The organism is Pseudodesulfovibrio nedwellii, from assembly GCF_027923765.1.
GTDB lineage: Bacteria > Desulfobacterota > Desulfovibrionia > Desulfovibrionales > Desulfovibrionaceae > Pseudodesulfovibrio > Pseudodesulfovibrio nedwellii.
The window spans coordinates 294284-306968 of record NZ_AP026709.1; the positions used below are offsets into that span (position 1 = coordinate 294284).

General features: G+C 51.6%; 11 protein-coding genes. All 11 read left to right on the plus strand.

The features are described from left to right. Positions 1-8: 8 nt before the first annotated feature. Genes SYK_RS01450 through SYK_RS01500 form a run of 11 tightly spaced genes read left to right on the plus strand, consistent with a single transcriptional unit; the run spans position 9 to position 12680 of the window. Positions 9-941: a hypothetical protein gene (locus SYK_RS01450; RefSeq protein WP_281761855.1), complete on the plus strand. Its 933-nt coding sequence runs from the start codon at positions 9-11 to the stop codon at positions 939-941. A 57-nt stretch (positions 942-998) separates the two neighbouring features. Further along, positions 999-1538 carry a hypothetical protein gene (locus SYK_RS01455; RefSeq protein ID WP_281761856.1) on the plus strand — a complete coding sequence of 180 codons (540 nt, stop codon included), beginning with the start codon at positions 999-1001 and terminating at the stop codon, positions 1536-1538. Between the two features lie 13 nt (positions 1539-1551). After that, the gene (locus SYK_RS01460) at positions 1552-2250 is read left to right on the plus strand and encodes a phage adaptor protein (RefSeq protein ID WP_281761857.1); all 699 of its coding nucleotides are present in this window, start codon (positions 1552-1554) and stop codon (positions 2248-2250) included. A gap of 3 nt (positions 2251-2253) precedes the next feature. Continuing rightward, positions 2254-2817, plus strand: a complete 564-nt coding sequence (locus SYK_RS01465) for a hypothetical protein (RefSeq protein WP_281761858.1) — start codon at positions 2254-2256, stop codon at positions 2815-2817. Between the two features lies 1 nt (position 2818). Then, positions 2819-5785: a phage head spike fiber domain-containing protein gene (locus SYK_RS01470; protein WP_281761859.1), complete on the plus strand. Its 2967-nt coding sequence runs from the start codon at positions 2819-2821 to the stop codon at positions 5783-5785. Positions 5786-5787: 2 nt separating this feature from the next. Beyond that, positions 5788-6159, plus strand: a complete 372-nt coding sequence (locus tag SYK_RS01475; protein ID WP_281761860.1) for a hypothetical protein — start codon at positions 5788-5790, stop codon at positions 6157-6159. Continuing rightward, positions 6159-7826, plus strand: coding sequence for a hypothetical protein (locus SYK_RS01480; RefSeq protein ID WP_281761861.1), 1668 nt, complete (start codon positions 6159-6161; stop codon positions 7824-7826). Before SYK_RS01475 ends, SYK_RS01480 begins: the two co-directional genes overlap by 1 nt. Next, complete coding sequence (locus tag SYK_RS01485; RefSeq protein WP_281761862.1) at positions 7816-9951, plus strand: phage tail protein; 2136 nt, start codon at positions 7816-7818, stop codon at positions 9949-9951. The genes SYK_RS01480 and SYK_RS01485 overlap by 11 nt, the downstream gene beginning before the upstream one ends. A gap of 5 nt (positions 9952-9956) precedes the next feature. Next, positions 9957-10421, plus strand: coding sequence for a hypothetical protein (locus SYK_RS01490; protein WP_281761863.1), 465 nt, complete (start codon positions 9957-9959; stop codon positions 10419-10421). Further along, complete coding sequence (locus SYK_RS01495; protein WP_281761864.1) at positions 10418-11590, plus strand: tail fiber domain-containing protein; 1173 nt, start codon at positions 10418-10420, stop codon at positions 11588-11590. Before SYK_RS01490 ends, SYK_RS01495 begins: the two co-directional genes overlap by 4 nt. A gap of 1 nt (position 11591) precedes the next feature. Further along, a complete protein-coding gene (locus tag SYK_RS01500) occupies positions 11592-12680 on the plus strand; it encodes a hypothetical protein (protein WP_281761865.1) in 1089 nt (362 codons plus the stop codon). Positions 12681-12685: the final 5 nt, after the last annotated feature.

A 12685-nucleotide genomic window follows, 5' to 3' on the forward strand; every position in this document is an offset into this window, starting at 1 on the left:
TTATTGATATGATTAGTATGTTTAGTGGCGTTCCCACTCACAGTGGAAACCTTACCCCGGCAGAAGTATACGCGGGCAAATTGCTGCGTAAGTTCTACGAAACAACCGTATTCGCTGCGATTGCATCGACCGACTACGAAGGTGAAATCACCAAGGGGGGAGATAAGATTATCATCCGCACAACCCCTGACATCATCATCCGTGATTATGTCATCGGGCAGCCTCTCAATTACGAGAACCCGGAACCCGGCACTGTTGAACTGTCCATCGATCAGGCCAAGTATTACGCGGTCAAGATCAACAAGGTGCAGCAGAAGCAGGCCGACATTGCCTTTGCCGACGATTGGGCCAAGGACGGTTCCTCGCAGATGAAAATTGCCATCGACGCCAACGGTCTTGCCTCCATGGTCGGTGGCGCAGCCGCAGACAACAAAGGTGTTACCGCAGGCAAGGACTCCGGTTCTGTCAATCTCGGTGCAGCCGGTGCCCCTGTTACCATTACTTCGACTAACGTGGTCACGAAGATTGTTGAAATGGGCCAGGTTCTCGCAGAGCAGAGCGTGGACGAAGACGGTTTGAGTTTGGTTATCCCCGCGTGGATGTCCACCAAGCTCAAGACGTCCGATCTCAAGGACGCTTCAATGACCGGTGACGGCGAGTCCGTTATGCGTAACGGTCGCCTGGGACGCATCGACAACTTCACTATCTACCGTTCCAACCAGTTGACTACTGTCACTGACGCTGCCGCCAGTAACAAGAAATGCACCTACGTGTACGCGCTCCACAAGGCTGCCGTGGCTTTCGCCTCGCAGCTTGTCGAGAACGAGACTTTGCCTAACCCGAACGACTTCGGTTCGCTCATGCGTGGTCTGCAGGTCTTCGGTCGCAAGGTCATCAACCCGGTCGCATTGGCCGAAGGTTACTTCACCCCCGGCGCGTAGCCTAAACCAATAACAAGGAGGGGTGAAATTCCCCTCCCTTTTTTACAAGGATACAATATGAGCAACCCCAAGATGCTTATCAAAGACGGCACTCTTTACCCGCACAACGACACTTTCGCGGCAATGGATGGCTTTGAAGTGGCCACCGCCGAACAGGTGGCAGCACATTCCGCCAAGGTGGAGAAGGTCAAGGGTGCAGAAATGCAGGCCGCAGCCTTTGAAGGTGAACCGGGCGAAGATGGCGAAATCACCGTTGACGATATTCTGACCGCCGCTGAGAGCGAGATTACTGATCTGGAAGGCAAGCTCGTCGTTGCTAATCAGACCATTGCCGAACGTGACCAGACCATCGTTGACCTGAACGTCAAGATCACCAGACTTGAGACTGAAATGGCTCAGGTCAAGACTCCCAATGTCGAAAGTGGTTCCGGTGGTGACGGCAATACAACTGGTGATAACACCCTCGCCGATCCCCTGGAAAACATGTCGCATGACGAACTTGATACTCATGCCTCCGGTCTTGGCATGAACCCTTTCCCGGCCAACAAAAACAAGGCCGAAAAAATCGCCGCTATCAACACGCATCAGGCCGAATAGAAGGGCTTAGACTATGAAAGCGAAAGAGATTTTCCTACTCGTCTCGGCAAAATTGCAGGATCTCGGGATTGCGACCGGCGAACGCTGGCCGTGGAACCCCGTCGCGGGCAAGGCTTCTTTGGTGGACTTCCTGAACAACGGGCTCAGACAAATTGCCTTGAACCGTCCTGATTCAACGTCCACCACCGAATCCGTCAAACTCACCGATGGCGTTGACCAGACTATCCCTGATCCTGCCGTTCATGACGGGGCGAGTAGGAAAGCTCTTAGTTTGATTGAAGTCCTGTGCAACATGGGCACTGATGGCACGACCCCAGGCGACCAAATTTATCAGGTCACAATGGGCGACATCAAAGACACCGACGACGGTACGCTTGGAACTGAGGTCGATAACTACGCATATGATGTGAAGCGCAATGCCTCAATCTACCGCGTATATCCCGGCGTTGAAACCGGGGAGAGCGTCTACGTCAAACTCACATACTCGGCTGAACCTATCCCCATTGCTACGGATGACGACGATATCACCATTCCAGAAACATTCTCTGGACCGCTTATGCATTGGATTCTCTACGAAATATTCGTAGGCGATAATTCCGACGCAAATTTCAACAAGGCACAGCATCACCTTGTTTCGTTCTACCAAGCTCTCGGCGTGAAGCTGAAAGCCGACTTGTTCTTCCCTGTCGAAATCAAAGAGGAAGGGGAATAATCCATGGCTATTTGGAAAGCATTTTTGCCGTTGATCCTACCGGAAGCCCCTGGTTGTCCCAAGGCTCTTGCCGTGAACAAGGTTCGCAGCGCGGCAATCGATTTTTGCAAGGAAACGAATATCTGGCACGAATACATTGACCCGTTGTTCTGGCCTGCTGGTGTGAAAACCGCAGACATTGACCCGCCGCAGCATACCCGGATCGCGCAAATCCTTTCCATAGAAGTGGGCGGGGCTCCACTCGTTACAGGGCAATTTTCCGCGACCAATGACATTGTTACACTCACTGTGACACCACTTTACGACACAATCGGGGCACTGAATGTTGCGCTCAAGCCATCTCTTACCAGCACTGAAATCGCAGATAGTATGTTTGAGGATTGGGGCGAGATTATTGCACAAGGTGCACTTGCCAAGCTTATGGCCATGAAAGGCAAGAAGTGGTCGAACATTCCCGGTGCTGAACTGAATTACAAGCTGTACCGAAGCGGAATTGTAGACGCCAAAACACATGTCGCTAAAAGTGGCACTTCTCAATCTCTTCAAGTCGAACTGAGGAGGGTCTAGTATGTCCGTGCCCACCGTAAACGTCACTGTTCAGGTCAACGACTCCGCTGGTGATCCGGTCAGTGATGCCCACGTTGTTGCCAAGCTGAAAACAGCCGAGAAGTATAACGGGTTTGTGATTCCGACATATGTTGAAGGTGAGACAGACGCTACCGGTTCGGTTGTCTTGGCGATGTTCCCCAATGAGCTCGGAACCGAGGGCAGCGAATACCGTGTGAAGATTATCAGCCCTATTACAGGCAAGAGCCTTATTTCATACGTCACGATCCCGAACGCCGATTGTAATCTGGCCGATGTTGCCGACCTTCCGCCGTATGACAAGCGGTCCATTTCTGTTGTGATGCAAGCTGACATCGACCAGAACTCCACAGATATTTCCACCAATGCTGATGGGATTGCCGCCAATGCCGCAGCTATTACAGCCGGTGCAGACGCGCAGACGGCCCACGAAGCAGACGTAGCAAACCCACACGGCGTCACCAAAACGCAAGTCGGGCTTGGTAACGTATTGGACGTCGAACAGGTTCCGGCCAGTGAGAAGGGCGTAGCAAACGGCGTGGCCGGACTCGACGCGGGCGGCAAGGTTCCAGTGTCTCAGCTTCCTGAAACAGTTGTTGGGGCCATGGAGTACAAAGGGACGTTTGTTCCGGCTTCTGGCTATCCTGCATCGCCTGACAAGGGAGATTATTACGCCGCCTCTGCTGATGGCTCGGTCAATACTACTGACTATGCCGTAGGAGATTGGGCGGTTTTCAACGGAGCGACATGGGATAAGCTCGACCGCACTGTGCAGCTTGCGACGACCGAGATTCCCGGTGAAGTGGAACTCGCCACGGCTGCCGAAGCTATCGCACACACTTTGAGCGATAAAGCCGTCACCCCGGCTGGCTTGCTGGATATTTACACCAAACTGCAAGGCATATTGACAGACAAGTGGCTGTTCGATTCGCTCCGTTTTTTGAACGAGTCGGGCGCGGACCTGATTTCCGGCGCGATGGTTGGGAGTGAGGGGCCGTGGAATACTACATTTATTGGCAGTCTTCCATTTGTCAGCGCGTACAATACAACTCGGACAATCGGCCCTACCAGAGTATGGGTGTTGAGTGATGGGGGCAGCGTGGATGCGTGGCCTAGTGATGCGTATGACCGCGAGACACTGGCAGTAGATAAAAAAATGTTTGCGATTACTAGCAACGGAGTATTCCCCCTTGCCGTGGTGGTAGCGAGTGGCGGCAGCGTCTATGTTGAACTGACGCCAAAAGTAGGGCAAATAATCCCCGACCCAACGGGTGATGTGATGGTTGTTGTTGGAGAAGAGGACACCGCCAACAAAACCCCCGGCCCGATTACGCGGCCTGAAACATTCATCGGCAACGATGTTGACACTCCTGCCGAGATGTACGCCGCGCTTAATGCAAGACGGGATGATAGTGCAAAGTTGAATGCCACACAGAATAAAATAGCAGAGCCGTTTGACTTTACAACAACGTGGGCTGCACAGAATTGTACCATTACAACGACTAGTGAAGTAGCTGCACCGAACAACAGTAAGCCTGTGTCTATAGGAACCGCAGTTACCGCAGACCCGCAGGCTCGTTATACTCTTACTGGTTTAGCTTCTGACATCTACACTGCCTCGATCTGGTTAAGAGGTAAGGGGTCTTCTATTGGAAAGCAGGCATCAATAGCTATTTATGATGGTGGTTATAAATTCTCTGATCCAGTGACTCTAAGTGCTGAATGGCAACGTATATCCGCAACTATGCTAACTGCGGGTATACCGACTCTTGTTCGCGTTGACTTTATTGACTCGGCATCTACTGGAGAAGAGGCTTACTTGTGGGGAGCGGAGCTTGTCCAAGGCTCTACCCCTACCACCATCACTATCGACAACTCAACGCCACTGACCGACGTTGCCCCTGACCCGTACCTACTTGAAGATGGCGCTATCGCCGGTAGAGTGCTTAGTGGTGAGGCTACCGTACTTAACGGCGTAGCCACAGCAGACTATGATGCCACAGGTGCATTGTCATATATCATGTATGAGGCTTTGCCCACATCTGTATCTATCATGGCTGTTGTCAATGTCACCGCGCTTACAGGCACTCCATATATCCGCGAATGGAATGGTATAGACGCTAAACATACCCCACTAACATTAGGTAAAAATACAATCATCATACCCGCAGGAGTAGATGGAGGGTATGTGTATGTTGGTGCTGACGCTGTAGGCGAAAAAGTATCTTATGACCGTATCCACATCTACGAAATCGCAGATATCCCCGGCGTGTTGGACATTGGCTACAAAAGCGATCAAGGTTGGCAGAGTCAGTTGGGCGATGGGGTCCGCAAGACTTTTAAACTTGATCGTCCGGCCAAGGCCGCGCCGAGTGGGGTCTATCGGTTCAATGGCACAACCTACGTCGAGGAAACCGGTTGGACTTTTGATGCTACGGCCAACTCTATCACGTTGACCACAGCTCTTGGCGTTTCCGAAACTCTCAAAATTGTATATACCCACGAAGCCTTAGTACCACGACCCGCTCCGACTCTTGAGGCCGTGGCACGTACTGGAGTCGTCCACTATACGCAGAGCGCAGGCAACGCCGACTTTGTGTCATGGCTGACTGGCAACGTGCCGACTGGCGCAACGGTTGCTATCGACTCGTCGGTGGTCAAGTCCTACCGCGAGGGTAGCGTGGGCCAGTTGGTCGACACCGTTAAGCACGACGCCATTGACCCCACCGCAAGCGGACATGGGGTTATCTGGACTGATGAGTTGGTAGAGTCGGGTGGTGAATATTATGTCCAAATCCATTACGTGGAGGTGGTCGACCTTGCACAGCACAGTGGAGGTATTCCTGTCGTTGACTACGTAGTAACCACCGCGGATAACGACACTCCTCCCAATATCCTTGAAAACGGCACGAAGCATGTTCCTACCGGCGTAGCCGTGCCGGGGGCGTAGAAATGATTATCTACACCAACTCCCGCCGTCTGGTCCCTGAGCAATTCGCGGGTCGTGCAATCGGCCCGGTCGCCTTCATTCTGAAAAAGTGCCGTGATGATACCGGTCTTCGCGCGCATGAGCAGAAGCACATAGACGATTTTAATGCTGCACCTTGGAAAACCTTCTGGTCTTGGCTGAGGGGAGATAAAAAGTGGAAGCTGAGAAGTGAAGTCCGAGCCTATGCGGTTCAATGTCTTGACGAGTCCAAGCCAATCTCCGTCTACAAGGCCGCAGCATTTATTGCCACGCGGTACGGACTCGATATCTCTGAACAGGATGCTTACCTGTTGCTGGCACAGCAAATAGGCAAGATCGAAAGGGGGCTTGCCTGATGCCCGCACCTATTGTGGTCCCTGCCTTTTTTGCAACGAAGCCGCGCATTTCTCCCAAACACTTGGAAGCGGTCAACGCCCAAGTCTCTCAGAATTGCAATACCAAACGCGGGATTCTTTCCCCGCTTATGGACTTGGAAGCTCAGAACCCAAACCCGATTTCGAAAGCGGGTGCTATTCGCTCGATCTACAAACTCAAGGACGGGACTTGGCTGTACTGGTCGAGCGTGGTGGATGTGGTTGAAGCTGCCGTCAACGATGCTGATAGCCGTATCCACTTCACTGGAGACAGCTACCCGAAGCAAACTGACGCAACTTTGGCAACGAGTGGGGCGGCTGACACCTACCCGACCGAGACAAAGCGGCTTGGTCTTCCGAAGCCTTCCGCGCCTTTGAATGTACAACTTTCCCCGGCCAGTGTCGCGGAAGACGCAGAAATTGAACGGTCCACCTCCTACGTTTACACCTACGTCACTTCATGGGGTGAGGAATCAGAGCCTTCCGACCCGACCGGAGTCTTTGAGGTCAAAACGGGACAATCTTGCGTCCTGACGAACTTTACCCCTCCGACCTTGGCCGGGGTGTCTATTTCTCATTATCGTGTCTACAGATTGAATTCTGGTGATTCTTCTGCCGAGTTTCAGCTTGTGCCGTACTCCTCTTCGGCTGACGACATCCCTGCGAGCGATACGAGTTTCACCGACAACGTTGCCGATTCTGATTTGAGTTCCGAGGTTCTGCCTACTGAGAATTGGAACAAACTGCCGGATGATGCTTTTGGCTTGATGCACACAGGCAACGGGCTGTTTTTCGCGTTTAAGGACAAGGAAGTTTATCCTTCAGAGTCGTATATCCCATATGCTTACCCTTGGAATTTTCGTCTTTCTGTACCCCACGACATCGTGACCGGCGGCTACTTCAATCAAACGGTTGTGGTGCTGACCACGGGCCATGCTCATTTAATTGGCGGTCTTGATCCCGAATCCCTGTCCATGGACAAGGTGTCTTACAATCAGGCTTGTATTTCCAAACGGTCGGTGGCCAACTCTCCAGGCGGCGTAATTTATGCCTCGCCTGATGGGTTGGTTATGATTGGTCCTGAAGGTCAAACGGTTTTGACTCGCAGCGTCTACACCAAGAAGCAATGGCGGGATTTGCCGACTTCTTCATTGATCGGGTTCTATCAAGACGGTCAGTATATCGGATTCTTCGAAGGGACCGGAAACGGCATTATCTTCGACTTTGAATCGCAGGACATCGGCAATATTTCCCTTGTGGGGAAAAAGGTCTACGGCGGCTATGTCGATACCGAAGACGACGCGCTGTACCTCCTGACCTACGACGACACGGATTACCGGATCGAGAAGTGGGAAGGCGCGGCCACGGCCATGACCTACACATGGAAGAGCAAGGATTTCTTCTATTCGACCGCGCTGAACCTGGGCGCAGCCCGAATCATGGGTAAGCAGGCCGTCGGTGATCCGGTTTACTTCAAGGTGTACCGCAATGGTGTTCACCAAGAAACCAAGATCATAACCAATGACGAACCGTTCCGTCTGACCAACGGCGTGAAGGGATACGATTGGGAGTTTCAGGTAGAAGGCACGGCGAAAGTGTTTGAAGTCCGTATGGCCGCAAGTATCACGGAGTTGCAGTATGCCGGTTAGAGGCAAGCAATCTCCAAACCTTCCGGCTGTTCCTGCCGGAGTGGACGCTTCAACCAAAGCGTTCCTTACTGCCGTCAAAGAAACAATTGAAACCATGCAGGGCAAGCGCAGGAATACCGCGCTCAAGGCCGTGGTGACGTTTGAAGACTTGCAGAAGATGGGGCTCAAGGTCAGTCAAAAGGGTGTCGGTACGGACGCGGAGTACGACTTCTCTCGCATTGTTCGTGGTGACAGTGTGCCAAACCCGCCGCGTGATCTGGCTGTTACGTCCATGGTCGTGTCCAACAAACTGACTTGGACCAATCCGTCATACAACAGCGACTTGAGCCACGTTGAAATATACTGCGCGTTTGGCTCGCAGAGTATCAGCGACGCAATCCGAGTCGGTATCTACTCGTTCCCGAGCAAAGAGAATTACAAGGCGATCGGGGAGTTCATTCATTCCGGCCTGAATACCAAAGCTTCACATACTTACTGGCTCAGAACACAGAACTGGCCCGGTAATCATTCGCCATGGGAACCGAACAACGGCGGGCGAGTCGTCCCTGCCGATTCCTCGGCCACGATCAACGATTTGTTGTCCTCGCTGACTGACGACAACAAATACGACACTATTCATCGAGTCATTGCCGACTCGTTTCAGGTGTTGCAGCCGAGCGCAGGGCTTGAAAGTCCGGTTCCGGTCTTTGTGGTCGGTACGGTGGACGGTCAGACCGCTATCGGCGTCAACGGTGATATGTTTGTGGATGGCGCGATCCTGACCAAGCATTTGGATGGCAACATTATCAACGGTGCATTTCTGTCTGCCTCTGCTCAGATTGAGCTTGGGGTAGATGGGCTTTTTCGTTTTATGGAAGGGGCCAAAATTTTTGGCGGTGACGGGAATTTCCTGCTTGATACTACTGGTGGCGTTACCCGCTTAATGATGGGGCCGAATGGAGCTCTCGATGTCAACGGGAACGTAGCAGTCGGCAAGGATTATATGCTTATGACCGGCAGCGATATCACCTATTATCGTTGGTTTGGCGGCGCACACCGGGAATACAAGTCTCTAAAAAGGATGGAGCAGGGGTGGGTGTCAAACGGAGTATGGCTGACGTTGCCCGGTTATTGGGTTACGCCGCCCAAGATCCAACTTTCTCCACGGAATTTAAAGACGTTCGATAAGGACAACAACACAGTTCACCAATCGTTAAACATGGAAGTTACTGACATTGAAGAGGTCAGCGGCACCCCTAATGTCTACAGATTTATGAGCAATGCTCGGCTTGTCATCGCAGCCGGGACTGTTGATTTTGATGTGTTGCTTTCTAAATCAGAAGATCAGGATGGAGTTGCTGCACAAACAGCTTCATATACGACACCCCCTTATTGTTCGGCGTGTACCATTGACTATGAGTTTAAGGCGAATAAGCCAACCGATACCGTCGGCATATGGCATAAAAGAACCGCAATTTTGAGTGTCTATGTGGATGGTGTTGTGGAAGATACGAGGTCTATAACAACCTCTTCAACTGGATATTATCCCGGTAGCATTTCCATTTCGGGGCTTACGGCCTCGGCCACAGGTCACTCGGTTTATCTTAAATTGTCAGCAACGGACGACGGGGCGAACACGTTTCCAGCGTCTATGTCATATGACACGCAAGAGGCTTCTTCCCTTAATAACACCCTCTCCGGCGTATGGATCGGGCAGTCTGTTCATAGTGACTCTTTTAGTATCCCGGCAGCTTCTACCCCCTCGGATGGGGCTTGGGAGCTATATCAAATAGATATCTCGGGCAACCTGACGAATACCCACACCGTAACAAATGACTTTGTTGCGAAAGTTTCAATTGGTGGAGTGACCGTGACTTGTTTGGGGGCTGCTGGAACGGCAACTTTTAGTGGGACAGGGACAACCTCGCTAACGTCTTCACCTACATCAGGGTCACTATCCCACAGTACAAACAGCTATATGACTAATACCGCCACGCTGAATAGCGTTGGCTATACTGCGTATTGGCGCAAAGGCACTGACGCGCTTTTGACCAAAGTAGAATTTACTTCCATTTCCGTAACTTTAACCGGGGCGAATACCCTGGCAGAGGGCACGGTCAATTACATGGCGATCAGTGAGGAATAATTAACATGACAGGAAAAGACCAACAGATTGCAGCCGAACAGCGTGAAAGGTGGCTTGGCATTCTTAAGGGTGATCTCGGAGCCGTTCAGTTTGTCAATGACATCGGTTTCATTTCCCATGTTTGGGATGATCTCGTAGATGGCGACTCCCCAACCGTTGACAATGTAAATAAAGCCTTTTGGCTTGCTCTGGTCGGTTTGAAAGAAAACCCGTTCTATCAGCGTCATCGTGCGGAATTGGTTCCGCTCATGCGGTCATATATTAACTGCTGGCTTGATTCGAACATCATGGAACGAGGGAACGACCACGCCAAAAGCGTGGCATTTGTTCTCCGCGACATGGTGTCTGACATCGTTTGTCAGTGCGCATATCTAGTCGGCGGATATGATTGGATGCGTCAAGTCTCGCCACAAATCAGGGAAGTCGTTTTTGATGAACCCCTGAACAACTTTTTGGAGGAAAGAGCATGAGTCTTGGAGGCGACAGCGGTGGGAGCTCCACCAGTTACCAGATTGATCCGGAGTCTTCGCGACGTCTTGCGGCAGTATCAGAACGCCAACAGGACCAATCCGAAAAGATGTTCAACCTCTACGAAGAATCTTTTTTGCCTTATGAAAAGGATATGATTGCCTATAATCAGGCGCTTTTGCCCTTTTCTCAGGAACTTTCTCAAAAACAACTTGAATCAGAAAGTAATCTTCTGCCCTTACGTGAAGAGGCTACGGCCATGGGGTTGCAGGAGATGATGGATGACATTGAGTTGAATAAACCACTCAAAGAACGTCAAGTCCAAGAGCAACTGCGTGATTTGGACGCAAGCGCTCCTGTTCGTGACCAGTTCTTTGCTGAAGCAGCCAAAGGGCCGGATTACGAGGGGGCCATGGGCAGGGCAACCGCAAATGTTGCGAGCGCATATAAAGACGCTGACGCGATAACACGGCGGTCCATATCTCGAATGGGCGCAAATCCGAATTCAGGTCGAACCGAAGGACGTTTGACGGCCATGGGCCTTGGACGTGCAAAAGATACCGCCTTTGGAAAGGAACAGGCCCATATCAATGAAGACGATAAGTCTTTTAACAAAATGACTACGGCCATGCAGATGCGTGCGCCGACCACAGGTGTCAATACTGGTGTGGCCGCAAGTGGCGTGACCGGTCAGACCGGCGCTCAACGTCAAGTTGGTAACTACAGTCTCCAAAATCCGGCGAACCTTGGCTCGCAATTGCTTGCCGGGGCTGGTTCGACCGCAGCCGCAGGGCGCATTACCGGTCAGACCACAACAACCAAAGGCAACGGGTTTTCTGACTTCTTGGGCAAAGCAGGAGGCACCGCGGCAGGCGTTGGCATGACTGCCATGATGATGAGCTCAAAGCGGTGGAAACAGGATATTAGGCCGATTGAATATGGGCCGGATGCAATTGATTCACTGAAGCCTGTTCATTTCGCCTACAAGAAGGCACCTGGTGAGGATCGAATTGGTTTCATTGCAGAAGACCTCGACAAGACTGTGCCTGAAGTCGTCGCTTATGGCGAAGATGGACTGCCGCTTGGCATTCGAATCGGTGAGTTGATGCCGTTGCTGGTGTCTTCGATTCAAGACCTGAGAAAACGGGTTGAAACCATGGAGGTACAATAGCATGGGTTTCTGGGACGGTGCGACTCAAGGATTAGATAAGGGTACGGCCATGGGCTTTAAGAAAGCCGAAATAAACGAAAGCAACCGGCGTTTCGATGAGAATATGGCTATGGCAAATAAACGTCTCGGCATGGATGAAAAGCGCCTTGCCATGGCTGAAAATGCCGACAACAGAGCGGCGGAGAGTCATGAAGAAGACATGTGGGCCAAAGGCGTTGCCAAGAAACAATACGAAGGTGCACGGGCGTTGGCTCAGACGGGCGGCGATCCTGTGAAAATGGCCCAAGTTATGAGCGACTATGCTCCTGATGGGAATCAGTACCAAGCCTCAGTGGACAAGAAAGGCAATGTCGTCTTCCAGGGGTTCTCATATGATGACAAGGGGGCAATGGTTCCGAGCGGCACCAATCTGTCTTTCAAAGATAGCGATTCCGCAGTTGCAGGGTTGTGGGGAGTGGTTGGCGATCCGAAGCAATTTCTCACTTACGCTCTGGCAAACAAGGATCGGGAAGATAAATTCCAAGACTTCAAGAGCCGTTTTGCTGTTCAGCAGGAAGGTGCAATGCAGGTTGTTAATGCAAAACACGAGAACAACTTAAACACGCCGACGCCCGTTTCTAAAGATGTTGGAGGCAAAGTGGTCTTTGGCTCGCAGGATAAACGGACAGGTGCTTTTACAGAAGCCAGTGCCATGGGGAAAACCATGACTCCGACTCAGCAGGCCGTAGCGAATGCGAAGGGTGTTGAGACGACTGCCAAGCAAATTAAGAGCTTTGAATCAAGCCTTCAGCATGTTGCCAAGCAACTTGTAGGAACCGGCAATTCTGGATTGGCTGAACTAGGCATTTTGCTTAATGGCGGTAGCATAGAAGACCTTACCCCTCAACAGCAACAGGGAATTATTCAGAAGGTCAGCGGCCTTTATCAATCCGGCAACGAATTGGAAAAGAAACTGGCTGGTCAGTATTTGCAGTTGACGAGTATGTGGCAAAAGGCCCGTTTCCCTCAGACAAAACCCCAAAGGGCAGGCGGCCCGACCATGGTAAAGACCAACACCTCTTCCCCTGCAAGTTGGAAAAATTGGGAGTAGTATAA

Excerpts from the sequence above, each read along its gene's own strand:
- SYK_RS01450 (WP_281761855.1), top strand. The coding sequence starts at position 9 with ATGATTAGTATGTTTAGTGGCGTTCCCACTCACAGTGGAAACCTTACC.
- SYK_RS01455 (WP_281761856.1), top strand. The coding sequence starts at position 999 with ATGAGCAACCCCAAGATGCTTATCAAAGACGGCACTCTTTACCCGCAC.
- SYK_RS01460 (WP_281761857.1), top strand. The coding sequence starts at position 1,552 with ATGAAAGCGAAAGAGATTTTCCTACTCGTCTCGGCAAAATTGCAGGAT.
- SYK_RS01465 (WP_281761858.1), top strand. The coding sequence starts at position 2,254 with ATGGCTATTTGGAAAGCATTTTTGCCGTTGATCCTACCGGAAGCCCCT.
- SYK_RS01470 (WP_281761859.1), top strand. The coding sequence starts at position 2,819 with ATGTCCGTGCCCACCGTAAACGTCACTGTTCAGGTCAACGACTCCGCT.
- SYK_RS01475 (WP_281761860.1), top strand. The coding sequence starts at position 5,788 with ATGATTATCTACACCAACTCCCGCCGTCTGGTCCCTGAGCAATTCGCG.
- SYK_RS01480 (WP_281761861.1), top strand. The coding sequence starts at position 6,159 with ATGCCCGCACCTATTGTGGTCCCTGCCTTTTTTGCAACGAAGCCGCGC.
- SYK_RS01485 (WP_281761862.1), top strand. The coding sequence starts at position 7,816 with ATGCCGGTTAGAGGCAAGCAATCTCCAAACCTTCCGGCTGTTCCTGCC.
- SYK_RS01490 (WP_281761863.1), top strand. The coding sequence starts at position 9,957 with ATGACAGGAAAAGACCAACAGATTGCAGCCGAACAGCGTGAAAGGTGG.
- SYK_RS01495 (WP_281761864.1), top strand. The coding sequence starts at position 10,418 with ATGAGTCTTGGAGGCGACAGCGGTGGGAGCTCCACCAGTTACCAGATT.
- SYK_RS01500 (WP_281761865.1), top strand. The coding sequence starts at position 11,592 with ATGGGTTTCTGGGACGGTGCGACTCAAGGATTAGATAAGGGTACGGCC.